General features: G+C 35.1%; 17 protein-coding genes. 10 read left to right on the plus strand and 7 right to left on the minus strand.

Annotated elements, in window-relative coordinates; genetic code table 11:
• From CW751_RS08775 to CW751_RS08795, 5 genes are all read right to left on the minus strand, one after another.
• On the minus strand, positions 1 to 2,100 hold a 2,100-nt coding region (locus CW751_RS08775), incomplete at its 3' end, for a PKD domain-containing protein (RefSeq protein WP_119782961.1).
• A gap of 38 nt (positions 2,101 to 2,138) precedes the next feature.
• Positions 2,139 to 2,567, minus strand: a complete 429-nt coding sequence (locus tag CW751_RS08780; protein WP_101334632.1) for a hypothetical protein — start codon at positions 2,565 to 2,567, stop codon at positions 2,139 to 2,141.
• Positions 2,568 to 2,800: 233 nt separating this feature from the next.
• Positions 2,801 to 3,679 carry a cation diffusion facilitator family transporter gene (locus CW751_RS08785; RefSeq protein ID WP_101334633.1) on the minus strand — a complete coding sequence of 293 codons (879 nt, stop codon included), beginning with the start codon at positions 3,677 to 3,679 and terminating at the stop codon, positions 2,801 to 2,803.
• Between the two features lie 91 nt (positions 3,680 to 3,770).
• On the minus strand, positions 3,771 to 5,393 hold the full coding sequence (gene ade, locus CW751_RS08790; RefSeq protein ID WP_101334634.1) for an adenine deaminase: 1,623 nt from the start codon (positions 5,391 to 5,393) through the stop codon (positions 3,771 to 3,773).
• A gap of 186 nt (positions 5,394 to 5,579) precedes the next feature.
• Complete coding sequence (locus CW751_RS08795; RefSeq protein WP_101334635.1) at positions 5,580 to 8,249, minus strand: PKD domain-containing protein; 2,670 nt, start codon at positions 8,247 to 8,249, stop codon at positions 5,580 to 5,582.
• 703 nt (positions 8,250 to 8,952) lie between these two features.
• Here CW751_RS08795 and CW751_RS08800 point away from each other — a divergent pair.
• From CW751_RS08800 to CW751_RS08815, 4 genes are all read left to right on the plus strand, one after another.
• Positions 8,953 to 9,423: a class I SAM-dependent methyltransferase gene (locus tag CW751_RS08800; protein ID WP_101334636.1), complete on the plus strand. Its 471-nt coding sequence runs from the start codon at positions 8,953 to 8,955 to the stop codon at positions 9,421 to 9,423.
• A gap of 355 nt (positions 9,424 to 9,778) precedes the next feature.
• Positions 9,779 to 10,213, plus strand: a complete 435-nt coding sequence (locus CW751_RS08805; RefSeq protein ID WP_101334637.1) for a MarR family winged helix-turn-helix transcriptional regulator — start codon at positions 9,779 to 9,781, stop codon at positions 10,211 to 10,213.
• Positions 10,210 to 10,632 carry an organic hydroperoxide resistance protein gene (locus tag CW751_RS08810; RefSeq protein WP_101334638.1) on the plus strand — a complete coding sequence of 141 codons (423 nt, stop codon included), beginning with the start codon at positions 10,210 to 10,212 and terminating at the stop codon, positions 10,630 to 10,632. Before CW751_RS08805 ends, CW751_RS08810 begins: the two co-directional genes overlap by 4 nt.
• Before the next feature lie 8 nt (positions 10,633 to 10,640).
• Positions 10,641 to 11,276 (plus strand): nitroreductase family protein, encoded by a 636-nt coding sequence (locus CW751_RS08815; RefSeq protein WP_101334639.1) that lies wholly within the window; start codon positions 10,641 to 10,643, stop codon positions 11,274 to 11,276.
• A gap of 333 nt (positions 11,277 to 11,609) precedes the next feature.
• Here the strand turns inward: CW751_RS08815 and CW751_RS08820 are convergent, their stop codons facing one another.
• Both CW751_RS08820 and CW751_RS08825 read right to left on the minus strand, forming a co-directional pair.
• The gene (locus CW751_RS08820) at positions 11,610 to 13,742 is read right to left on the minus strand and encodes a M3 family metallopeptidase (protein WP_101334640.1); all 2,133 of its coding nucleotides are present in this window, start codon (positions 13,740 to 13,742) and stop codon (positions 11,610 to 11,612) included.
• Between the two features lie 99 nt (positions 13,743 to 13,841).
• The gene (locus CW751_RS08825) at positions 13,842 to 17,756 is read right to left on the minus strand and encodes a PKD domain-containing protein (RefSeq protein WP_165779268.1); all 3,915 of its coding nucleotides are present in this window, start codon (positions 17,754 to 17,756) and stop codon (positions 13,842 to 13,844) included.
• Positions 17,757 to 18,076: 320 nt separating this feature from the next.
• Here CW751_RS08825 and CW751_RS08830 point away from each other — a divergent pair, with 320 nt between their 5' ends.
• From CW751_RS08830 to CW751_RS08855, 6 genes are all read left to right on the plus strand, one after another.
• Positions 18,077 to 18,685: a hypothetical protein gene (locus tag CW751_RS08830; RefSeq protein WP_101334642.1), complete on the plus strand. Its 609-nt coding sequence runs from the start codon at positions 18,077 to 18,079 to the stop codon at positions 18,683 to 18,685.
• Positions 18,686 to 18,751: 66 nt separating this feature from the next.
• Complete coding sequence (locus CW751_RS08835; RefSeq protein WP_101334643.1) at positions 18,752 to 19,585, plus strand: hypothetical protein; 834 nt, start codon at positions 18,752 to 18,754, stop codon at positions 19,583 to 19,585.
• A 3-nt stretch (positions 19,586 to 19,588) separates the two neighbouring features.
• On the plus strand, positions 19,589 to 20,053 hold the full coding sequence (locus CW751_RS08840) for a DUF4268 domain-containing protein (protein ID WP_101334644.1): 465 nt from the start codon (positions 19,589 to 19,591) through the stop codon (positions 20,051 to 20,053).
• 107 nt (positions 20,054 to 20,160) lie between these two features.
• On the plus strand, positions 20,161 to 21,804 hold the full coding sequence (locus CW751_RS08845; RefSeq protein WP_101334645.1) for an acyl-CoA carboxylase subunit beta: 1,644 nt from the start codon (positions 20,161 to 20,163) through the stop codon (positions 21,802 to 21,804).
• A gap of 11 nt (positions 21,805 to 21,815) precedes the next feature.
• Positions 21,816 to 22,265 carry a GNAT family N-acetyltransferase gene (locus tag CW751_RS08850; RefSeq protein WP_101334646.1) on the plus strand — a complete coding sequence of 150 codons (450 nt, stop codon included), beginning with the start codon at positions 21,816 to 21,818 and terminating at the stop codon, positions 22,263 to 22,265.
• A 13-nt stretch (positions 22,266 to 22,278) separates the two neighbouring features.
• Positions 22,279 to 24,324 (plus strand): M13 family metallopeptidase, encoded by a 2,046-nt coding sequence (locus CW751_RS08855; RefSeq protein WP_101334647.1) that lies wholly within the window; start codon positions 22,279 to 22,281, stop codon positions 24,322 to 24,324.
• Positions 24,325 to 24,338: the final 14 nt, after the last annotated feature.

The following is a 24,338-nucleotide window of genomic DNA, read 5'->3' on the forward strand; positions in this document are numbered from 1 at the left end:
ATCTCCGATACATTGCACTGTTAGGTCAGCTGGTGCTGTTCCGGTTGGCGCTATTAAATCATTAATGGTGATGGTTTGCGTACACGTTTCTGTATTTCCACAATCATCTTCAATTTGATAAGTACGCGTAATCACCTCAGGACATGTATTTCCATCAGAAACCTCGCTAAGCAAAGTAAAAGTAGCGGGAAGCACTGAAGCCCCTCCAGTTGTAGATGCTGAACCACCTGCCGCTTGGAAAGCCGCAAAGTTTGCATAAGCAGGTTGTTCAGAAATATCACACACTGCAGTTAAAGCAGGTGGACAATTCATGGTTAGCACTGCATTAATTATAGTAATTGTAAATGATGTTTCATTTTCACAAAACGGAGCTACAGTAGCTCTATCATAAATATATAAAGTAGTTGTTGCAGAAATCACATCACCAGGATTGTATTGCGTACCTGTACCATTCATTCCTGTATAATACGCTTCATTCCCTGTCAAATTAACACCTGTAATTGCAGGCAGTGTATAAGGATTACATTGAGTTACATCAGCAACTGGGTCGATCACTGGAGAAGGATCTACAGTAATACATACCGTTGTATCATAGTCACATCCAAAATTATCTGTTACTTCAAAAGTATAACATGCATTACCTGTTGAAGTAGGTTCAACAGTAATAGGATTTGTACCACCAACTATTGTGGGGTCAGCTTGCCATCCTTCAGTAACAATTGTCGGTGTAAATGTAATTGCGGGTGGCAGAATAGCTGGATCGAAGTTCAGGCTCCAGTCAAAAATAAATCCGTTATCACTTCCCATATGGTCTGTAATAATTAAAGTCCAGTCTCCATTTAAATCGCAACCTATCAGTCCTCCCATAGAGTTTGCAGACTCATATGAACCAGCTGGCAAACTTACACCACCAGTTCCGTTAGCGACTAGTGTTCCATTTGTAGCTGTTGGATCAAAACAGTAATTGTATCCTACCCCTTGAACCGTAGGTTGCCCATCATCATCAACAGGTTCTCCAAGAAATGTATTAGACCCTCCAGGATAATCTTTTAAAGAAACAGTCTGCCCGTTTGGACATTCAATAACCATATCTAAGTCTCCCAAAAAAGAATGTTCAATTTCAAGACATATAGATACAATATCACTAATATTCGTTACAGTTTGAGATGCTCCATAACAATCGATATTAACACTTGTTTGATAAGAAACTCCCGAACCATCTGGTAGAGATATAGGTGGAAAGTTAGGTTGATTACATGTTTTTTCATAAGTTACAGGAGTAACCACACCGTTAAAACTAGCTTGTTCCCCCAAACATATAGGGTCTGGACTTCCAATAGTACCAGAGAAATTTGGTGTTGTAGAAACTCGGATTTCTTGATCTATATCATTAGCGTTAGAACAACCTTGGACATCTTCAATTTCAAGCTGTACAATATATGCACCCTCAGTTGTATATGTATGTGTAACACTTTGTCCCACAATAGCAGGGCCATCTTGCGTGCTCCATGTAAAGGTAGAAGTAGCATCAGATTGTGGGTAGGAGGTATTATTATCTGGATAAACTCCAGTTCCATTCATGGTTACTGCAGTCCCTTGACAGATTCTAATAATTCCATCTCCATCAGGAGCAGGAGAAAAAATTGCGTTCGCAATAATATCCTGACAAGGTTGAGTACAAGCGATGTTAGCACTCCAACCGGCATTATTCACAGACCCATCAGATGTAAAAACAAAGGTCAAACACCCAGAAGTATTACTTGCCGTTGCGCCAACAAACCCAGGACTTGTGGTTCCTGTATAAGATCCTAATGTAGGAGCAGCGGTACTATTCCCGTCATAAATGGTTAAAAAATCCCAACTATTCTCAATATCGAAAGACGTAAAATCTGCTGTTAACTTCCCTCCATTATCTGGACAGATGGTATAGGTCAAATTTTCACTACCACTATAACTCCCTCCACTTCCTCCAGAATCATAAAAGGTACCACTACATGTTGAAATAGAACCTCCATTCGTCATATTGTAATTTTGCGCTTGTAGGATATTCATTCCTAAAAATAGGAACAGCAATGTCATTGCCAATTTAGCATGTTTCATATAAAGGTTTTAGCTTTAGTAGTTTTGTAAAAGATGGCTTACCTGTTTCTCACTTGTTTATTAATGTATTCGTTGGATTGAATAACAATGATCGTGTTATCGCTCGCATCTAAACGAAAAACACCCTCCTCAATCGCAGGAAAAGAATACTGTAAAAAATTGAAATCATCAGTTTTAGCTGCTGCTGCAAACTCACTTGGAGTAATTTCATTTTTCATGTATAAGGTTTGAGGTAAAATTGGTAATTGATTGAATTTCTCTATAGCAACCGTATCAATTTTGTACCCTTCTGTTGATTTAATTTTTAGGTATTCAATCAATCCCGGATTATCCGATAAACTTGATTGGTATTTTTGATCTCCTAAAAATTCTTTAACAAGTTGATCAACTGGTGGTGATTGAGCGTTTAATTGTATAGAAATAAAAAATGTAAATAGTAACAATGCACACGTTGTTATCTGTTTCATAAATGTAGTTTTGTGTTTAACAAGTTTTTAACGCTATTCAACTTTTAAAGTTGCTTAGAATTAAGTTTTTATCGATAAAAAAACATTACATTTTTATTAACAACATGTTAAAAACAATCTCAAAAAAACTGATAATCAAGAGGGTTAACCCCTCATTTTATTTGGTGTTTTTTCTGGCTTTTATTTTAAAATTTTAAAAAATAAAAATAATGACATTTATAAACCTTTAAAAATTAACTAAAAGAACATTTCTCCTTATCTAATTCTGTTTCCACTGTGTAATGGCTAAATTGATTATCCTTTAATATAGTTTTAACCTTATCTTTTACTTCAATAATCTCATCAAACTTGTTTATATGTTCTAATTTTAAATGTGTCGTAAATACATGGTTCTCTCCATCTAAAGACCAGCAGTGCGTATGATGCATCGACTGAACGTTGGGGAGATTAATAATTTCTTTTCTTATTTTACTTAAATCAATCTCTTTAGGCATTCCTTGTAAAAAGAAATAAAGTGTTTCTTTTAATCGTCCAATTACTCCGTAAAGAATATAAGCTGTAATGGCCAAAGATAAAATGGGATCAATATATGGTGTTGGATAAAAATAAATAACTATCGCGGCAATTAAAACAGCAACCCAACCTAAGACGTCTTCTAACATGTGCCAAAACACAACGCGTTCGTTTAATTTTGTTGAAGACCGCATTCGCAGAACAACAATACCATTAACAATTACCCCAACAACTGCAAAAGCAATCATTCCAAGCGCATCAGAATCTTCTGGATAAATAAGTCGATCGATGGCAGCATAAATAACAAATCCGGAACCCACCATCAAAATCAAACTATTAATTAATGCACCTAATAAAGAATATCGTGCATAACCAAAAGAGAACTTTTTATCGGCTGATTGTTTTGATTTTTTCTCTAGATACCACGCAGAACCTAAAGATAAACTATCGCCTAAATCATGAATTGCATCAGAAATAATTGCAACACTATTAACGTAAATTCCACCAATAATTTCGAAAATTGAAAAACCTAAATTCATCCAAAAAGCCAGCTTTAGGTTTTTGGTAGAAGAGTGATCATGCGAATGATTGTGAGCCATAATTAGCTGTATATTATTTATTTTGTCTTATCTCAAATATACTTAAAATATGACCAAAAAGAATTGTAAAAAAACTGTTCAATTGATCGACCTATTCAAACAAAGAAACAAATTCAAATTTTGATCCATCAAACAAACCTTTATCACTTAATTTTAATTGTGGTATAACCAACAAAGCACAAAAAGAGAGCGTCATGTAGGGAGAAGTTAATTTCGAGCCTAATTTTTTAGCTCTTTTGTCTAAGAACTCATAAAGCGCGGCAACTTTCTCACCATCATCTGTTGTCATGATTCCAGCAACTGGTAAACCGAGGACTTCTTCTTCTTTGCCATTGGCTAAAGAAATTCCTCCTTTTTCTTTAATAATAAGATTAATGGCTTTTTGTAAGTCAAAATCGTTTGTTCCTACCGCAATAATGTTGTGACTGTCATGAGCCACACAAGATGCAATGGCTCCTTCCTTCAATCCGAAGTTTTTGATGAATGCCACTGCTGGTTCCGCGTCAAAATAGCGATTGACAACAACCACTTTCAGCACATCGTTTTCAACGTCAGCTAAAAGCTCTCCGTTTTCAGGTTTTATTGTTTGGATTGTTTCTTTAGTTACTAATTGACCGTCTTCCACTACAATTACGCGGACAGTATCACCAGTTGCAGGTACTTTCAATTGTGACAATTCAATAGGTTTACAATTGAAGTTATTAGGCACCTCTGCTTCTACTCTTGGGAATTTCACCTCATCATTTTCAAAAACAATTTTTCCATCGATAATGGTTTGACTAACATTAAAATCTTTTAAATCCTCAACGATACAGAAGTCAGCTTGATCGCCGATACGCAGTTGCCCCACATCCATTCTATAATGTTCAATTGGATTCAAACAAGCCGCTTGCAATACATTGAATAAATTACAGCCTTTTGTAATTGCTCTGGCTACCAATTTATTAATATGCCCAACAACAAAGTCATTTGGATGTTTATCATCGGAACACAACATGATTTCATTTGGATATTCATCAATTAAGGTCCACAACGCTTCGAAGTTCTTTGCTGCGCTTCCTTCACGAATAAGAATTTTCATCCCATGTTTCAATTTATCAAGTGCTTCCTCTTTGGTAAAACATTCGTGATCTGTTTCTATTCCTGCTTCGATGTATTTCTTGGCATCTTCCCCTCGCAATCCAGGCGCATGACCGTCCACTCTTTTATTTAAGCTTTTTGCCAATTCAATTTTTGCCATAACATTCTTATCACGAAAAAGAACGCCAGGATAATTCATCATTTCAGCTAAATAATTTACACGTGGTAATTTAAACAATTCACGCAAGTCTTCTAAATCGATTTCTGCACCAGCCGTTTCAAAAGTAGTTGCGGGAACACACGAAGGAGCTCCAAAGAAAAATTTAAAAGGTGTTTTATTTCCATTTTTCACCATGTACTCCACTCCACTTCTTCCCAAAACATTTCCAATTTCATGCGGATCAGATATCGTAGCAACCGTACCTTGTTTTACCGCTAATCGGGCGAACTCTGAAGGTATTAACATTGAACTTTCAACGTGAACATGCGCATCTATAAACCCTGGGAGTATATATTGATTCGGGACATCATTGTGCGGTGTTATTGAATGAATTTTTCCTTTTTCAACTTTTAATACTCCTTTAATGATTTTCTTATTTTGTATATCTACGATGTTTCCTTTAAATTCTTGCATGCTCTAATATTTATAAGCTAAAAATAAAAAATCATTGGTGCTCTTCCTACTTTAAAACAAGAAATCGATATGGAAAATTACTTTTTATTTCCTTACTGTTTTCTGAGAACTAAAATCACAATTGAATAAAAATGGATAATTAGAAATATAATTAAATAGAAAAACAGAATTTAATAAGTATAGTTGTTATCTAATAATATTAACATGACCTACTATTTCAATTTTGTCTTCATTCTTATCTCTTTTAAAATTGATCTTGTAAACATAAGTACCTTCTTTAACTTTTCCATGCCCATTAAGACCATAAGTTCCATCCCACCCAAAGCTTGCATCATAACTTTCAAAAACTTTTTCTCCCCATCGATTAAAAATTAATAAACGATAATCTTGTGGATCAAAGCCTGAATCAAAAATAGGTTGGAAAGTTTGGTTAATCTCATTACCATCTGGCGTAAAAGTATTTGGAATATAATAAACTAATTCCTCTTCTACGTAAATAACCATTGAAGTAGTATCAATACACCCTAACTCACTCACTGCAGTAAGTGTTACTGTGTATTTATTTTCTTCTAGCTCATATTCATGATTGGGATTAGTTTCGCTACTTATTGTTTCGTCTCCAAATGACCATATATAGGTTTCTGCATTATGTGATGTATTTGTAAACTCAACTTCCCTGTAAAAATCAGTAACCACATCTGAGTCAACGGTAAATCCAGCTTGTGGAACAGCGTCTACACAAATATAATTAGTCTCTGTTTTCGTCCCGAAACAACCCGCATTATTCTCTAACTCTAATGTAACATCATAGCAACCAGGCTCTGTAAAAGTATGTGTCAAATCACATCCATTTAATTCGGTTCCGTCACTAAACGTATACTTACAACTGCCAGGTGTACTTGAGTTGTTGGAAAATTCTACCGTTAGAGGAGCGCATCCAGATGTAAAATCTGCAGTAAACTCAACGTCTGCTACGTCGGAAACATTTACAGTAACAAAATCTTCACCAACGCAACCAAAACTATTCGTAACACTTGCGGTATATACAGTTGTTCCAACAGGCGGCGTAAAAGGTTGGCCATCTACCACATTATTATCCCATATATAATTTTGATTTCCATTTCCAGATAATGTAATTTGTTCCCCAGTACAAACGGAAATATCACTTCCTGCATCAACTACTGGAACAGGATTAACCGTTACGTCAAGCTCATCACTAGCGATACAACCAGATAAATTGGCTGTTACAGTATAAGTTGTCGTACCTAGAGTTGGGGAGAACTCAACACCATCAACAACCCCATTGTCCCATGAAATTTGAGCTCCATCGGGATTATTTGCCGTCAAATCAATAAGATCTCCTTCGCAAGCTACTATGTCTTGACCAGCATCAATAGTTGGTATATCTGGTGAAATTAAGGTTATTGTTTGCGCGTTTGTACCAATACAACCGTCGATACTTACAACAAAATTGGTGTATGTTCCATTCGTTAGATTATTAACAATACCTTCTCCTACGGCATCAGTATTTACCGTAATTGGCCCTATATTGTTTCCGTTTTCATCAACATACTCAACCGAATAAGTTGCATTTGGGTTTAATCCTTCAATTGTTATTTGACCATCAGACAAATTACACGCTGAAGGTGCTGTTCCTAAAAGAGTAAAAACAGGTGTCGGTTCTACAAAGACATCTAATGTTGTAGTTGATGCACAACCTCCATCAGGTGTAAATGTATAAGTTGTTGTCCCACCAGTATTACTTACTGTAGATGGATTCCAGCTACCATCGATACCATTTGTTGATGTTGTGGGTAAGACTGGTGGTGTCGTGGTTTCACAAAAAGAAGGTATAGGATCAAACGTTGGTGTTACCTCGGAATTAACCGTGAGATTAACTGTTTGAGGACAACCACTAAGGTCGTAAGTTATTGTTGTGGTTCCAGGACCGACTGATGTGACTTCACCAGCAGCATCAATAGTTGCTATTGTTGGGTCTGATGAACTCCATGTTCCTCCTCCGGGACTTCCGACTAACGTTTGCGTATCACCTGCACCACACATATCTGTTGGAGTTGTAATCGTAGCTTGATTCAGTCTTTCCTCTACCTGAAAAGTGGTAGCTATACAACTGTTCACTCCAATTTCCAAACTGTAGGTTTGTCCAAAATTTACATTATCAATTTCTCCCGATGGATCAATAGTTGGACCAGCAGGTGTAAAAGTGTAAGTTTCATTAATATCGTAATTCAAGATGGTCGCCACACCATCTTCAGTACAAGTTGGGGGATCAATATTTATATATGCTGTATTTGGTAAACTTGTTGAGGAAACAACCGCATCCCATCCTTCTCTATTTACAACACTTGAAGCATAAAAACGAAACGTATAACATTGATCAACTGCACAAAATTCGGTAGAGGTGTCAAAATTACAACTAGTCCCATAAGGATTGTTTGGCCCACCATTTCTATTATCAAATAAGATATTTCCGCTTGTCGTAGGACCTTCGTAAATAACCATCCAATCAAAACCACTTGATGTCGCAAACATTGAAAGAACAAGGAACTGTACGCTTAAGACTTCTCCTGGCGCAGGACAAATAGTCGTTATGGTTTCACAACCTGAATTAGAAAAATTACCCGAAGCTCCACTTGTACTGCAATCACCTCCCGGGCCACCATCGTCGTAGAAATGAATTGTTGATCCAGGACTCAACGTATACGTTGCTGTTGCACAAGCTGTAGGAATAATATCACCTTGTTGGGCCTTCAAATGCGGGGAAACACCCATTAAAAGAAGTAAAAACACCCATAAAATGTTTAAAGAAGCTAATATTTTTTCAATTTTATTCATTCAATTATGATTTGTGATGTCGCTGATCGAATTATACAAGTTTTAAAGTCTTCATTTACAAAAATACAAATGTACTTTGACTAGAAGCTAAAAAAAGATCCCAACATTTATTGTAGACTTAACGTTTATCGCTCGATTAGGTTGCTATAATCCTCAGTCTATTTTTACATCTTGTCTAACTTTAAATCAAAAGCTATCCTACTTTATTAATACAAAACAATAACACAGTAGTTTACAGAATCTTGTTTTTTTTAACTGTAATCATGTGATCTGAGAATTTTATTAAATAAACTGAAAAAGTTATGGATTTATTCGCTTGACACTACCAGTAAAATAATAGATAAGTATAAAATGTTATACTCAAAGGTCTACAAAATACAAGTTACGTCAGATTATAATGATTAATTACTAACTTAGCGCAGTAGAATAAAGCTACTAAACCGCATTAAGAGCAGATGAAAAAGAAAAACATAAAACGAATTAGAAAAGCTAAATATTTTTTTACAAGAATAGGGTTCATAAGGTTCTACCTACGAAAAAACTCAATTTTATTGGACATTTAGGTGGTGTATCCAAATGGATTGCTGAAAATCCAGCTAAGGATTTTTCAGACTTTCCCGTTAAAAATTTTGATTATAATCGACGTTATGAACTTTACAAACACCTCATTGAACATGAAGTTTCTGGAGAAGCTATCGACTATTTGGAATTTGGTGTTGCAAAAGGACAATCTTTTAAGTGGTGGATAGAACACATAGAACATGATGATTCGTTTTTTTATGGTTTTGATACCTTCAATGGTCTTCCTGAAGATTGGGGTTCATTTAAGAAGGGAGACATGTCTAACGGTAACGAACCTCCTAAAATAGATGATTCAAGACATCAGTTTTTTCAGGGAGTCTTTCAAAAGACCCTACCTGATTTTCTAAAAACCTATCAATCCAAAAAGAAAAAGATAATTCACTTAGATGCTGATTTGTATTCTGCTACATTATTCGTGCTTGCTTCAATGTCACCGTTTTTAAACAAAGGAGACATTCTTCTATTTGATGAATTCAACGTTCCTATGCATGAGTTTAAGGCATTTAATGAATGGGCTAATTCATTTTATATTAAATATACAGTGATAGGAGAAGTTAATAATTACTTTCAGGTTGCAATACGAATCGACTAGGACTTAACAACCTAATAATTATCAATTATAAATAGAAATATTCAAAATAAGCACAACCTTAATTGGCCCTTATTACCCCATAAACAATTCAAAATCTATTAGATAGACTTATGATCTTAAAGTAACTGTCCCTACTTTAATACTACAGTAGCTAAAGGTATAAATGAACTTATTAAATCTGTAATTAGCTTTGATCAAAATTTCTAATTGGAAACATCGATAATTTATTTACGTCCTTAATCCGCATTCCCATAACTTGCGCATGTCAAAATCAAAATAAATCATAAAATCACACAATTATATTGTACACAATTTAATTTTGCACTACATTTGTTGCAGATTTAAAAATAGAACTATGTCTGAAGAATTAAAGTTAAAAAACCAAGTATGCTTTCCGGTGTACAACCTGGCAAAGGAAATAATCAGTCTTTATCGACCGATATTAAAAGACTTAGACCTTACCTACTCCCAATACATAGTTATGCTGGTTTTATGGGAAAATGAAGAACAAAATGTATCAGAAATTGGGTCACTATTAAACTTAGACAGTGGTACGCTAACTCCTTTGTTAAAAAGATTAGAATTAAAAGGATTTATAGAAAGAAAAAGAAAAGCGACAGATGAAAGGGTGGTTTCCATCACACTGACAGAAGAAGGAAGGAATAAAAAGGAAAAAGCAGAATGTATTCCTACTCAATTGGTGGAGGCTTTGGATATTTCTATTGAAGATTTAAGTGAATTAAAAAGAATAACTGAAAAAATTACAAATCAAATAAATAAAATAAAATGAAAACGATGTATACGATTGGCGCAAAAGCCACAGGAGGAAGAAACGGACACGTAAAAAGTGAAAATGGAATAATAGACATTGAAGTAAGACACCCAAAAGCACTTGGTGGAGCGAATGACGATTATGCAAATCCAGAAATGCTATTTGCTGCAGGTTATTCCGCTTGTTTTGATAGTGCATTAAATCTCGTAATTCAAAAAAGTAAAAAGAAGACGGGAACAACATCAGTTACCGCAAAAGTGAGCATTGGTCAAATCGAAAATGGTGGATTTGGTCTTGCCGTAGAATTGGATGTAAACATTCCTGATGTTTCACTCGAAGAAGCTGAAGAACTAACAGCACAAGCACACCAAGTTTGTCCATATTCAAATGCAACGAGAGGTAATATTGAAGTTAAACTAAATACAACAAATAAATAAACAAAATTATGTCATTAATTGAAGATTTAAATTGGAGACACGCAGTAAAAGCCTTTAATCCAGATAAAAAAGTCAGTGAAGAAAACATTGAAAAAATAATTGAAGCGGCTAGATTAGCTCCAACATCCTCAGGATTACAGCCATTTAGAATTATTAATGTTTCTGATCAAGAGACAAAAGAAAAGTTGGTCACAGGAGCATTGAATCCTGACTCCATGAAAGAATGTTCAAATGTATTAGTGTTTGCAGCTTGGGATAATTATACAGCCGAGAGAATTGACAAAGTATATGATTTCACAACTGAAGAAAGAGATTTACCAAAAGGTCGATTTGATTCTTATACTGATAAACTTAAGGAAATGTATTTGAATCAACCTGCAGAATACAATTTTGCACATACCGCCCGACAATCTTATATTGGTTTAGGTTTGGCTTTGGCAGAGGCAGCTGAATTAAGAGTTGATTCTTGTCCAGCCGAAGGAATTAATAATCAATTGGTAGACGAAGTACTTGAACTCGGAAAACATGGATTAAAAAGTGTTTCGGTTATGTATGTTGGCTATGCAGATGAATCAAGAGATTGGGTAAAACCAATGAAAAAAGTTAGAATACCAAGAAGTGAATTCGTAATTGATGTAAAATAAAACAAATACTTGTTCATAGGATTTCCTTTGATACATTTCAAAAACTGATTCCTTGCAATTATACCAGTTTATTTTTAATGTCATTCTGAATTTTTATTTCCAACCAATTGAAAAGAGAAATTCAGAATGACATTTATATATAAAAGCAGCATTTGACAAGCTATTTCTCAACTTGTCAAACACTGCTTATCAATTAAGCTCTAAATCAGAAAAATGAATAAAATCCACGCGAATTCATCATTCATGGTTCACAATTAAAACCACACCCAACCGCATTCATAATTCATCGTTCATAACTCATAATTACCGTCAATCATCGTTCATAACTCATAATTACTCAAGCCCTCTAGCCTTAATCATAGGTGCAATCTGAGGATCTCTTCCGCTCCAATCTTTGTAAAGCGCATCATACTCCAAGGTATTTCCAACTGAAAGCACCATGTCTCTAAAACGCTGACCATTTTCTCTTGTGAGTCCGCCGTTGTTTTCAAACCAAACATAAGCGTCGTGGTGCAACATTTCTGTCCATAGGTAAGAATAATATCCAGCGCCATATCCTCCTGCAAAAATGTGAGAAAAGTAGGTTGACCTATAACGAGGCTTTACCGCATGTACTTTGTCTAAGCCATGTTTATTTAAAGCGTCTTTCTCAAATTGATTCGCATCTTTTATTTCTTGATTGGCAGAAATTGTGTGCCATTCGAAATCTAAATTTGAAGCAGCTAAATTTTCAGTAATTCCATAACCTTGATTAAATGTTCCAGCGGCTTTGATTTTGTCTAACAAAGCGCTTGGAATCACTTCTCCCGTTTCGTAATGCTTAGCATAATTCTTTAAAATATCTGGATGCGTTGCCCAGTTTTCATTAAACTGAGATGGAAACTCAACAAAATCTCTCGCTACATTCGTACCTGATAAAGTCGGATATTTTTGATCTGCAAAGAAACCGTGAAGCGCATGTCCGAATTCATGGAACATGGTAATTGCATTATCAAAACTCAACAATGTGGGTTCTCCTTCTGCTGGTTTTGGGTAATTACACACATTGTAAATCACTGGTCTTGTGTCATACAAATGCGATTGATCCACAAAGTTACTCATCCAAGCTCCTCCTCTTTTGCTTTCTCTAGAATAGAAATCGGCATAAAATAGACCTAACTGAGATCCGTCCTCTTCGAATAATTCATACACCAACACATCGTCGTGATAAACAGGAATATCTTCACGCTTTTTGTAGGTAATTCCATATAATTTTTCAGCTGCGTAGAAAACTCCATTTTCTAAAACAGACATCATTTCAAAATACGGTTTAATTTCATCCTCATCCAAGTCGTATTTTGCTTTACGCACCATTTCTGCATAATAATTCCAATCCCAAGGTTCGAGCTGACCTTCTTGACCTTCACTGTGCATCATTTCTTCAATCATTTCTGATTCTTTTTGTGCTTTAACCACGCCTGCTGGAATTAATCCATCAAAAAATTCTCGAACATTTTCTTTGTTCTGAATCATGGTTGTTTGCAAACTCCAATCGGCGTAAGTATCAAATCCTAATAATTTAGCTTTCTCTGCTCTTTTATGTGCAATCTCAATCACTAAATCTTTTGTATCATTTTCAGAACCGTCTGCGCGCATCCAAGCATTTTCAAAAACCATTTTACGCGTATCTCTATTATCTAGAGAAGCTAAGGTTGGCTGTTGCGTTGTGTTTTGAATTGGAATTCGATAGTTTCCGTCATCTGTTTTTAAAGAAGCCAAAGTAGATTCACTCAATCCTTTCAATTTTGCCTTGTCTTCAATAATTAAAGCGCCTTCGTTTGTTGCAGCCAAAAGTGTTTTTCCAAATTCAGCAGAAAGAGAGGCTAATTTAGAATTGATTGCTTTAAGTTTTTCTTTATCTTCACTCTTCAGTTCCGCTCCGGCAATCACAAATTTCTTGTGATATTCCTCCAACAACTTTTTCGATTCGGCATCAAGACCCAATTCATCTTTTTTGTTGTTTAATTCTTGAATACGTTCAAAAAGCTTCTCATTCAAATAAACCTCATCATTTAATTCTGATAGTTGAGGAGCCAATTTTTGATTCAAATCTTGAAGTGTATCATTGGTGTGGGCTCCAGTTAGAGCTGAAAAAACATTGGTCACTTTACTCAATTGATGTCCACTTTTTTCCAAAGCAACGATTGTATTTTCAAAAGTAGGTGCTTCTTCACTTTCTACAATTTCTTTCAGTCTTTCACGTTTAATTCGAATTCCTTCCATAATGGCTGGCTCGAAATGCTGATTGCGTATTTTAGAAAAATCTGGTGCTCCATAGGGTAGTGTACTCTTCTGAAGCAAAGGATTACTCGATAAATCTTTCGATCCAACATCTTTATTTGTCATTTTATCATCTGTATTAACTTCAGTTTCACAGCTTAAAAAGCAAAAAACCAAAAGAAAAGCAACTGCACTATAAATTTTCATTCTTTATTTATTTTTTGATTACATGCATATTTAGTAATTAAATGATTAAAAAAGAAGTAAATAATAAAGAAAGAAATCTTGGTAAAATGAATTCATGTTTTATTTAATGACATTTACATGCCCAGAAATTTCTTGACGTTTATCATTATTGCTTCGTTTAAAGTCTATTTTATAGATATAGGTACCATCTTTAACGACACCATGTCCATCATAGCCATAAGTTCCATCCCATCCAAAATCAACGTTATAACTTTCAAAAACAATCTCTCCCCATCTATTAAAAACAGTAAAATGATAATCCATTGGGTCAAAACCAGAAGTGAAAATAGGTTTAAATACCTGATTAACATTATTACCATCTGGTGTAAAGGTATTTGGTATATAGTAGATCAACTCTTCCTCAACCTCTATGATCAAAAAAGTAGTATCCATACAACCAGCACTACTTTCTGCTATTAAAGTAACTTCATAAAATTCCTCCTCAACGTCATATTCATGACTTGGATTTACATCTGTACTTATTGTACTATCTCCAAAAATCCATTGATAAGTATCTCCTCCTGTCGAGTTATTTAAAAAGTCAACCTCATTTGTTAATCCTCCAATTACCATTGGATTTGCAATAAAGCTTGCTTTTGGAATTTCATCTACACAGATAAAATCGATGGCGGTAAAAGATCCTTCACAGCCTTGATTATCCGTAATCGTTAAGGTTACATCCATGCAACCCGCATTTTCAAAAACATGAACTGGATTACAGCCGTTGATAACTGTTCCGTCGCTAAAAGTGTAAACACAATCCCCATTGGTCGTAGAAGTATTCGTGAGATTAACCGTTAATGGAGCACATCCTTTATCAACATCTGAAATAAAGGATACATCTGGTCCTGTCGCGACATTTACATCAACCTGATCAGTGCCTTCACACCCTTCACTCGTCACCCCTACAACTTCGTATGTGGTTGTACCTAGTGATGGTGAAAATGGTTGTCCGTCTACCACTCCGTTATTCCATGTATAAGTATCTGCACCACTAGCTGAAAGTGTTACTTGTTGGCCTTCACACACATCTATATCGACTCCTGCATCAACAATTGGATTACTAACTACAGTAACACGAACAACATCTGTTGCAACACATCCTAACAAGTCTCCTGTAACAGTGTATTCAGTTGTACCTACTACTGGTGTAAAAGCAACACCATCTGTAATAGCATTATCCCATGAGATCGTTGCCCCATCAGGATTATCAGCGACCAATATAACCGTCTCACCTTCACAAACCTCCACATCTGGACCAGCATCTATATTGGGTACGCCAAGTACATCTAAAGTTATGGTTGTATTATCCGTAGTTGAACATCCATCTAAAACAACTTCAAAATTTAAATAATCTCCATGACCCAAGTTTGAAATTATGACATTTCCAGTAGCATCGCTTGTCAGATTAACAGGTCCAATAACATTTCCAGAGGCATCTTGATAACTCACTTCATAAGTAGTGCTGGCCTGCAAACCTTCTATAGTAATTGAGCCATCGGTCGTCAGACATGAAGTTGGATCGTTAGAAGTCAATGTAAAACTAGGACCAGCGACAACGTTTACAATTGTTGTTACGGAATTTGAACATCCGTTTGCATCTGTATAATCATAAGTTAAGGTATGATTACCTATCCCTGCCAACGATGGATCAAAGTTCGTTCCTGAAACAGCTGTACCCGAAAAAGTTCCTCCTGATGGATTTCCGGATAAAGTAACGGTAGTTTCATTTTCACATTGATCCGCAATCGGATTAATTGTTGGACTTGGAAGAGGATTAACAGTAACCACCACCACGTCCGTTGAAGTACATCCAGATAAATCTGCAGTAACGGTATATGTAGTTGTACCAGTTGGTGGAGTAAATGCAACACCATCTGTCACACCATTGTTCCAAGAAATTGTAGCTCCATCCGGATTAAAAGCTGTTAAAACCACTGTAGACCCAACACAAACTGTTTGATCACTTCCAGCATCAATTGTTGCAGCTGCACCAGAATTTAAAGAAATTCCAGCAACATCCGACCCAACACAACTTGAACAAGTTGATAAACTAATTAAGAAATCAGTGTAACTTCCTTCTGGTAAGCCAGCAATAGTATATTGACCCGAAACATTTGTTGTTATACTTGTTGGCCCCATAACGGTTCCATTTTGAATATAAGTAAGGTTGAAGGTTGTATTTGGATCAAGACCATCTATAATAATCTCTCCATCTGTTCCTCCACAAATAGTAGGATCGTTTGCAGTTAAAGTAAATGTAGGATTAGTTGCATCTACATTTATTAATTGTGTCACATTCACATGACCTCCACAATCATCTTCTACCCGATAGGTTCTTGTTATTTGTTCACCTTGACACACATTACCATCAGAAACGTCAGAAACAAACGTTATTGTAGGAGGCGTACCACAAACACTCGTCGCACCTGTCACTACTGATGGGTCTGGAGCAGGTATATTGTTATTACAATCAATATTTATAGCTGCAGGATTAGATGCTGTGGGTGGAGTTGGGTCACAACAAGTATATGGAGCATTTAGAGAAAATGAACAAGCAACCGGAGAACCAACCATTTGATCAAAAACGACATCAATTGTGGTGGTAAAATCAGCTGTCCATTCTCCATCAGCTAAATTTGAACATGTTTTGTTAGGTGCAAAAGTTGTATAAATAGTAGGGTCCCAGGGCCAAAAACCAGGGACACTAAAAATATTCGGCAATACATAAACCTCAACTGTACTAGACTGTGTATACCCTCCTGGTACATCTAAGAGATTAATACAAACATTATGAGAATTACCTGTAAGTTGTGGACTCATGTATACCTGATTACCATCTATAAATATAATCACATAAAATGATTGATCTGTTTCTGTACTTGGAGGATCAAAACAAAAACCGCTAACATCTACACACAAATCTAACGAAGTAGCATTTCCACCTGAGTTATTTGGTGGTATAGTAATTAAAGCAGAGTTATTAGTTCCTCCAAATGGTGAACTTGCAACCACAGCATCAGAGGATGTTAAAGATTGATCATAAGTTTCATTCACCAAAGGCCCAGCAGTTTCACAACAATTTGGAGCACCTGAGACACCTAAATAATCAACCGTGAAGTTTTCATTACCATTTCCACAAGCGCCGGTGCTTAAACCTGCTGGATCAGGAGAAATCGTAAAGATATTTCCAATATCTAAAAGATCACAATCATTTTCTGGTGATACCTCCCATGAACATGAAGTCGTGTTCCAAGTAATATCTACCAAGTCACTAACATCTGTAGGCACTTGAGGGTTTACTGTAACGGCATGTGTACCACTAGAGATTGTTGTTCCAGAAACATCACAAGTAATCGTCCAAGGAAGATTAACATTAATAGGCGTACAAAAATTAGCATTTGATAGAGGAACTTGCACAATAAAATCATTACAATTATTGGCTACTGCTGTTACTGGTCCGGAAGGTGTTGTAACTGTAATGGTAGCTGAACTTATCACTATATTTGCATTAAAAATTATATGACTTTCCGCTCCAAAATCGCCATTTATATCTGCTAAAACAATTCCCCCTTGTTGGGTTTGTATGAAACCACCGCCAGAGAAGCCATCCCCATAGGAGTCATACACCTTTAAATCAAAAACATTTCCATGAACATTTGGATCTAATGGTCCAATAGTTGTATTAATCGCTCCGTTACTTACACCTGGTCCTCCACTTGCTACAATTGCCCCTGAAGTATTACTAACTACTTCCCATGTTATTTCGCTTCCATAAGAACCGTAATTTCCAACAACATCGAAATAAACTTCGCCATTACAAGAGGTATTGTCAACTGAAAAGGAATAATCTTGATTTCCGCAAGCTTCACCACTAGACGAAGATGTCGAAGCGTAACTTGGACAGTTTTGAGCGTTTAACTCAAAAAATGAAAAAAATAAAATTAAAACAATAAGTAATGCAGAATTTTTCATAGTGCGTGATATTAACATTTTTTAAACGTCTCAAAATTCATTTAGTTGCCATAAAATGGAATTAAAACAAATAAAATGGTAGTCTATTGATTCACTTGTATTTAAGCAAAACACAAAGCATGAAACTTACAAAACCGAAAATCTAATCTTTCATTTAGTTCTACATTAACATAATTAAGCAAACGGAAAGTAGATTTTAAATAAAGTTAAGCCCCCTTAATTTAACAAGAAATTGAGACAGAACGTGGATTAATGAAATTAACAGTGAAAATTCATATTATTTTTTTATTATTTTGGACACTTTGAATTTTAAAAAAAGTATGAGAAAAATCTTATATACAGCATTAATAACATCTCTCTTTCTTATAGGATGCAAAAACGAAAACACCTTAAGTAAGCAAGAGATTAACTCATTTTTAAAAATCTGTTTTGAGGATTATTACCTCAATTTTGATGTAGAAATAACAGCTTTATTAAATGATTTTGAACATCACCTAGTGAAAGAAGGTCATTTAAAAGACACGACAGGAAAGTCTTATAAAAAACTATTAAAATCACTTCAAAAAAACAGTTACTTCAATCCACCACTTGAGAAAAATAATTTCAATGAAGTTTTGCTTTACGCAAATCCCAGTAACATTATAGCGTGTGTCAAAGAAACATTTGCCATTGATTCCGTCGAAATAGTAAAAACTAAATTTCACAAAATTAGCATGACCATAAAGAATGAAATTGAAAAAAAAGAAGATCTTTCAATACATTTCATCTTTGAACAATATATAAATGAACTAAAAAACTCAGAATTTAAATACGATTACAATAAACAATCTATTCAACTACTATTATATAGATGGTATTTCAAAAGTAAAAATGTTTTAAACGCTAAAGAAACAGATTATTCGCCCAAAGAAAAACACATTAAAAGATAGTAATTTTAACATTTTAAAAGTTTTTCCTTTCATTCAATTATCTTTGTAGAAACTTATTTTGATATTATGAGACTTGCCCAAATTTCTAGGAAATTAAATGTAAAACCAACAAAAGTGGTTCACTACCTGAAGAATGAGTTAGGAGTAGAGATTACAAACGCTCCAAACACAAAAATTCCCGATGAAAATGTTGAACAAATACTTATTCACTTCAATAATGAAAACAAAGAAGCACCAACATCTCATGAACACGCTATAAATGAAGAAACAAAAAACAAAGAAACGAATAAAGTTGAAGAAGAAGCTAAAATTGAAATAGCAGCAAACAATAGCGCATCAACAGAGGTTGAAGCAGAAGAAAATACTGAAGACAACTTGGACGGTCTAAACATTGAGGATGGTGTTATTAAAGCTCCAAAAGCGGAAATAAAAGGTGTAAAAGTTGTTGGTAAAGTGGATTTGCCAAAACCCAAATCAAAACCCGAAGAAACAACCGCAGAAAAAGAAAAAGAAGAAGAAACTGTTAAAGAAACGATGGAGGATGCTCAAGATAATTCTACCTCTTTGTCGAAATCACCTCAAGAAAAACATTCTAATCATAAGAAAAGAACTAAACATAAAGGTAAGTCGAGTAAAAAACGAAAAAATACCACAGGCCTAACGAAAGAGAAATCTGAAAAAGAACAAAAGTTAGCACTTGAAAAACAAAAAGAGCTTAAAAAGAAAAAGGGAAAAGAACGATATGAGCAAATGATTCAAGAGCGGAATAAAAAGGCCCATGTCAAATCTAAAAAGAAATCAAAAAAGAAAAACTCCAAAATCAAAGAAATAGAATCGGCAACAAAAAAAGAGAAGCCCACCTCTATTTGGGGTCGTTTTATTTATTGGTTGAATCATTAAATCATGTTATCTAAAGAAGAACGAAAATTAATGAATCAAGTATTTTGGACTCGATTCAAAGAACAAGCCGGGATTTTTAAAGGTGAAAACGGAAATAAAATCAATTGGGTAAATTATCCAACACGTTTAAAACCCCTTTACATTCGTCTCACTGTTGATAAAACATGTGCTCGTTTTTCGATTGAAATACAAGACAAAGATGAAGGAATTCGAGACATCATCTGGGAGCAAATGATTGAATTAAAGAAAGTACTTGAGACAGAAATGGGAACTTATGGGGAATGGGAGAAAATTCAATTTAACCTTTCAAATCAACCTATATCTAGAATTTCTTGGATAAAAGAAGACATTAATATTTATCATAAAGAAGATCATCAAAAGGCTTATGACTTTTTGATTGATACATTAAGAAGATTCGATCGTTTTTACAACACCTATGGTGATATTCTGATTGGTTTGGTGAAATAGTTAACCAGTTTTAATATACTTTCAAATACCATTCAAAATAATTTTCTCAAAATCATCCTATAAAATCAACGATTTCGATTATTTTTAACGCACAACAAATTACAATTATGGCGATCTCAAAAAAAGAATTAGAATTTAACAAAAATGATGACGCTATGCGTCTAAAGATATCACAGCTTGAACGTGAATTAGCTAAGATTTATGAAGGTGGTGGAAAAGCCAAAATAGAAAAACATCATAAAAAAGGTAAACTTACGGCCAGAGAAAGAATTGAATTATTACTTGACAAAGACACTCCACGCTTCGAGGTTGCAGCATTTGCAGGAAAAGGAATGTACGAAGAATACGGAGGGTGTCCTTCAGGAGGTGTTGTGATAAAGATCGGCTATGTATCAGGCAAACAATGTATTGTTGTAGCCAATGACGCAACTGTAAAAGCCGGAGCTTGGTTTCCCATAACAGGCAAAAAAAATCTTAGAGCACAAGAAATTGCAATGGAAAACAACCTTCCTATTATTTACTTAGTTGACTCCGCAGGAGTATTCTTACCGATGCAGGATGAAATCTTTCCTGATAAAGAACATTTCGGTCGTATTTTTAGAAATAATGCAGTGATGAGCTCAAAGGGAATAACTCAAATTGCTGCAGTAATGGGAAGTTGTGTTGCTGGAGGTGCATATTTACCGATCATGTCAGACGAAAGTTTAATTGTTAATAAAACAGGAACGATTTTCTTAGCAGGTTCATATTTGGTGAAAGCTGCAATTGGTGAAAGTATAGACAACGAAACTTTAGGAGGTGCATCTACCCATACCGAAATATCTGGTGTTTGTGATTATAAGTCAGAAACAGATGAAGAATGTTTAGAAACAATTCGTGAGCTTATGGATCAAATTGGTGCGCCAGAATCTGCTGGTTTTGATAAAAAAGAAGCGATTGAACCAAAGGTTAAGCCCGAAAATATCTACGGAATTCTTCCCAAAGACAGAACTAAACCTTATGATGTTAAAGAAATCATCAAATGTATGGTTGACGATTCAAAATTCACGGAATACAAAAAAGAATACGGTCAGACTATAGTAACAGGTTATGCAAGAATACAAGGTTGGAGTGTTGGAATTGTTGCCAATCAAAGAGTGCTAACCAAAACAGGCAAAGGAGAAATGCAGTTCGGAGGTGTTATATATTCGGATTCGGCTGATAAAGCTGCGCGATTCATAATGAATTGTAATCAAAAAAATATTCCGCTTGTGTTTCTTCAAGACGTTTCAGGATTTATGGTAGGTTCGAAAAGTGAACATGGAGGAATCATTAAAGACGGTGCTAAAATGGTAAGTGCCATGGCTAATTCAGTTGTACCTAAATTTACTGTCGTAATGGGTAACTCTTATGGAGCAGGTAATTATGCAATGTGTGGAAAAGCCTACGATCCAAGATTAATGCTCGCATGGCCTACTGCCGAACTCGCCGTTATGAGTGGAGCTTCAGCAGCAAAAACACTTTTACAGATTGAAGTAGCTTCTTTAAAAGCAAAAGGTGAAAAGATTACTGAGAAAAAGGAAAAAGAAATGTATGATAAAATCAAAAACCGCTACGACGAACAAATTAGTCCATACTATGCTGCGTCAAGAATCTGGGTTGATGCAATCATAGATCCTGCTGAAACTAGAAACATTATTGCTTTAGGAATTGAAGCGGCAAATCTAAAGCCAGCGGAAAGAGACTATAACGTTGGCGTTATTCAAACTTAATTCCTTCAATAATGTTGAGCTGGCAATTTAAACATTTCGAAGATTTAGATATTTACGAACTTTATGATTTACTCGCTTTAAGAGTAAAAGTATTTGTTGTGGAACAAAATTGCCCCTATCAAGAGTTAGACCACAAAGATCAAGTCGCTTTTCATCTTGTTGCAAGAAATAAAAAGGGAAACATTGTGGGCACCATGCGTATTTTACCACGTGGTGTTTCCTATGAAGAAATCTCTTTTGGAAGAATTGTTCTCGACAAAAGTGAAAGAGAGAAACAATTCGGTGACGAAATGATAGAAAAAGCAATGGATTATGTTAGAACCGTAATTGGTAAATATCCAATCAGACTGTCAGCACAAAAGCATTTGGAAAACTTTTATAAAAAACACAAATTCGTATCAACAGGAAAAGAATACCTTGAAGACAACATTCCGCACGTTGAAATGATTTACAAACCATAATAGAAAAAATAAAATGAATTTTAAAATTAATACCCTTGCATTAATTGCCATTAGTGCTTCACTATTCTCATGTAATAGCAACAAAGAAAAGCAAGACGCTGAGAACAATAACTCTAAATATACGATCAATGTTTCCTACATGGATACAACAACTTCACCAACAAAAGATTTTTTTCAATTTGCAAATGGAACTTGGATAAAAAACAATCCTGTTCCAGCTTCAGAATCTAGATGGGGGAGCTTCAATGAGTTAGATAAAATAAACAAAGAGAAACTTACTACCATCCTAGATGAGGCAATAGAGAAAGAGGCAGAAAAAGGAAGCGATATGCAAATTATTGGTGATTATTATGCTGCCATGAAAAATAAAGTCGCTCGTAAGAAAAATTGCGATGAAGAAATGCAAAACATTAAGCAAGATATTAACAAACTACAGGAGTTCAAGGATCTACCTAAAGTTTTGTTTGACATGAAATCCAAAGGAATAACAGGATTTTACAGTCTTTATGTAGGTCAAGATTTAAAAAATGTAGAAAATCATGTGCTTAATCTTTCGCAAGGAGGTCTTGGAATGCCGAACCGTGAATACTACATGGATGAAAGCAAAAAAGAAATTCAAAATGCTTACATCGATTTCATGACAAAAGTATTTGACTATTTCGGTTATAAAAATCCCGAGAAAAAGGCACATTCCACTTATTCTTTAGAAAAAGAAATGGCCAAAAATATGATGAAACCAGCGGAACTTAGGGTGCCTGAAAACACCTATAATCCTATCTCCATTTCTAACGCTCATCAATATTCTTCTTTTTTAGATTTACAAAAATACATCAACACTTTTGGAAATGATGAGGTAGATTCTTTAATCCTTGGACAACCAAAGTACCTTAACGCACTAAAAACCATCATAAATGAAAGTAATTTCGAAAATATTAAAAACTACATCACTTGGAAATACATCAATCATTATTCATCGTATCTAAACACTGATCTTGTTAATTTTCATTTTGACTTTTACGGAAAAACTTTGTCTGGTAAAAAGGAAATGAAACCTATAAATGAACAAGCAATTGAAGAAATGACGAATAAAGCCGTGAAGACAGCTCTAGCAAAAGAATTTGTAGCACGTCATTTCTCTGAAGAAGCCAAAGAAAAGGTAAATACAATGGTTGATCATTTGTTAACCGTTTATGAACAACGACTGAATAATCTTGAGTGGATGACTGACCGAACAAAAGCAGAAGCTTTGAAAAAACTAAACGCAATTGGTCGAAAGTTAGGATATCCCGATGAATGGAAAGACCTCAGCGCATTATCAATATCTCCAGATAACTACATCAGCAATATCGATGCATGCAATCACTTTTCGTATATGGACAATATGTCGAAATTAACCAAAAAAGTGAATAAAAATGAATGGGGAATGCCGGCGCACATGGTAAATGCTTATTATCACCCACTTTTAAATGAAATTGCATTTCCTGCTGGAATTATGCAACCTCCTTTTTTCGATGTTGATGCAGAAGATGCAGTAAATTATGGTGGTATCGGGATGGTAATCGGTCATGAATTTACGCATGGTTTTGATGACATGGGAAGTAAATTTGCAGCAGATGGCTCATTCACAAATTGGTGGTCAGAAGAAGATAGAGAAAACTTTGAAAATAGAACAGCAAGATTAGGAAAAACATTTGCGGACTTCTGTCCTATTGACGGTCATTGTGTTAACCCTGAATTAACAATGGGGGAAAATATTGCTGATTTAGGTGGAATAACGATGGCCTATCATGCTTACAAAATGACAGAGGAATACAAATCCAACAAAATGATTAACGGTTATACACCTTCGCAAAGATTTTTTATTGCTTACGCTCAACTTTGGAAAATCAATTACACAGATGCTGAATTAAAAAAACGAATAGCTACAGATCCACACAGTCCAGGGAAATACCGTGTGAATGGACCGTTGATGAATTCTCCGGAATTCTTTAAAGCTTTTAACGTAAAAGAGGGCGACCCAATGCGTAAAAACGAAAAAGAGATTTCTAAAATCTGGTAGAACCTGTAAGTAAA

Origin of the sequence: Brumimicrobium salinarum (assembly GCF_002844555.1) — a bacterium.
GTDB lineage: Bacteria > Bacteroidota > Bacteroidia > Flavobacteriales_D > Crocinitomicaceae > Brumimicrobium > Brumimicrobium salinarum.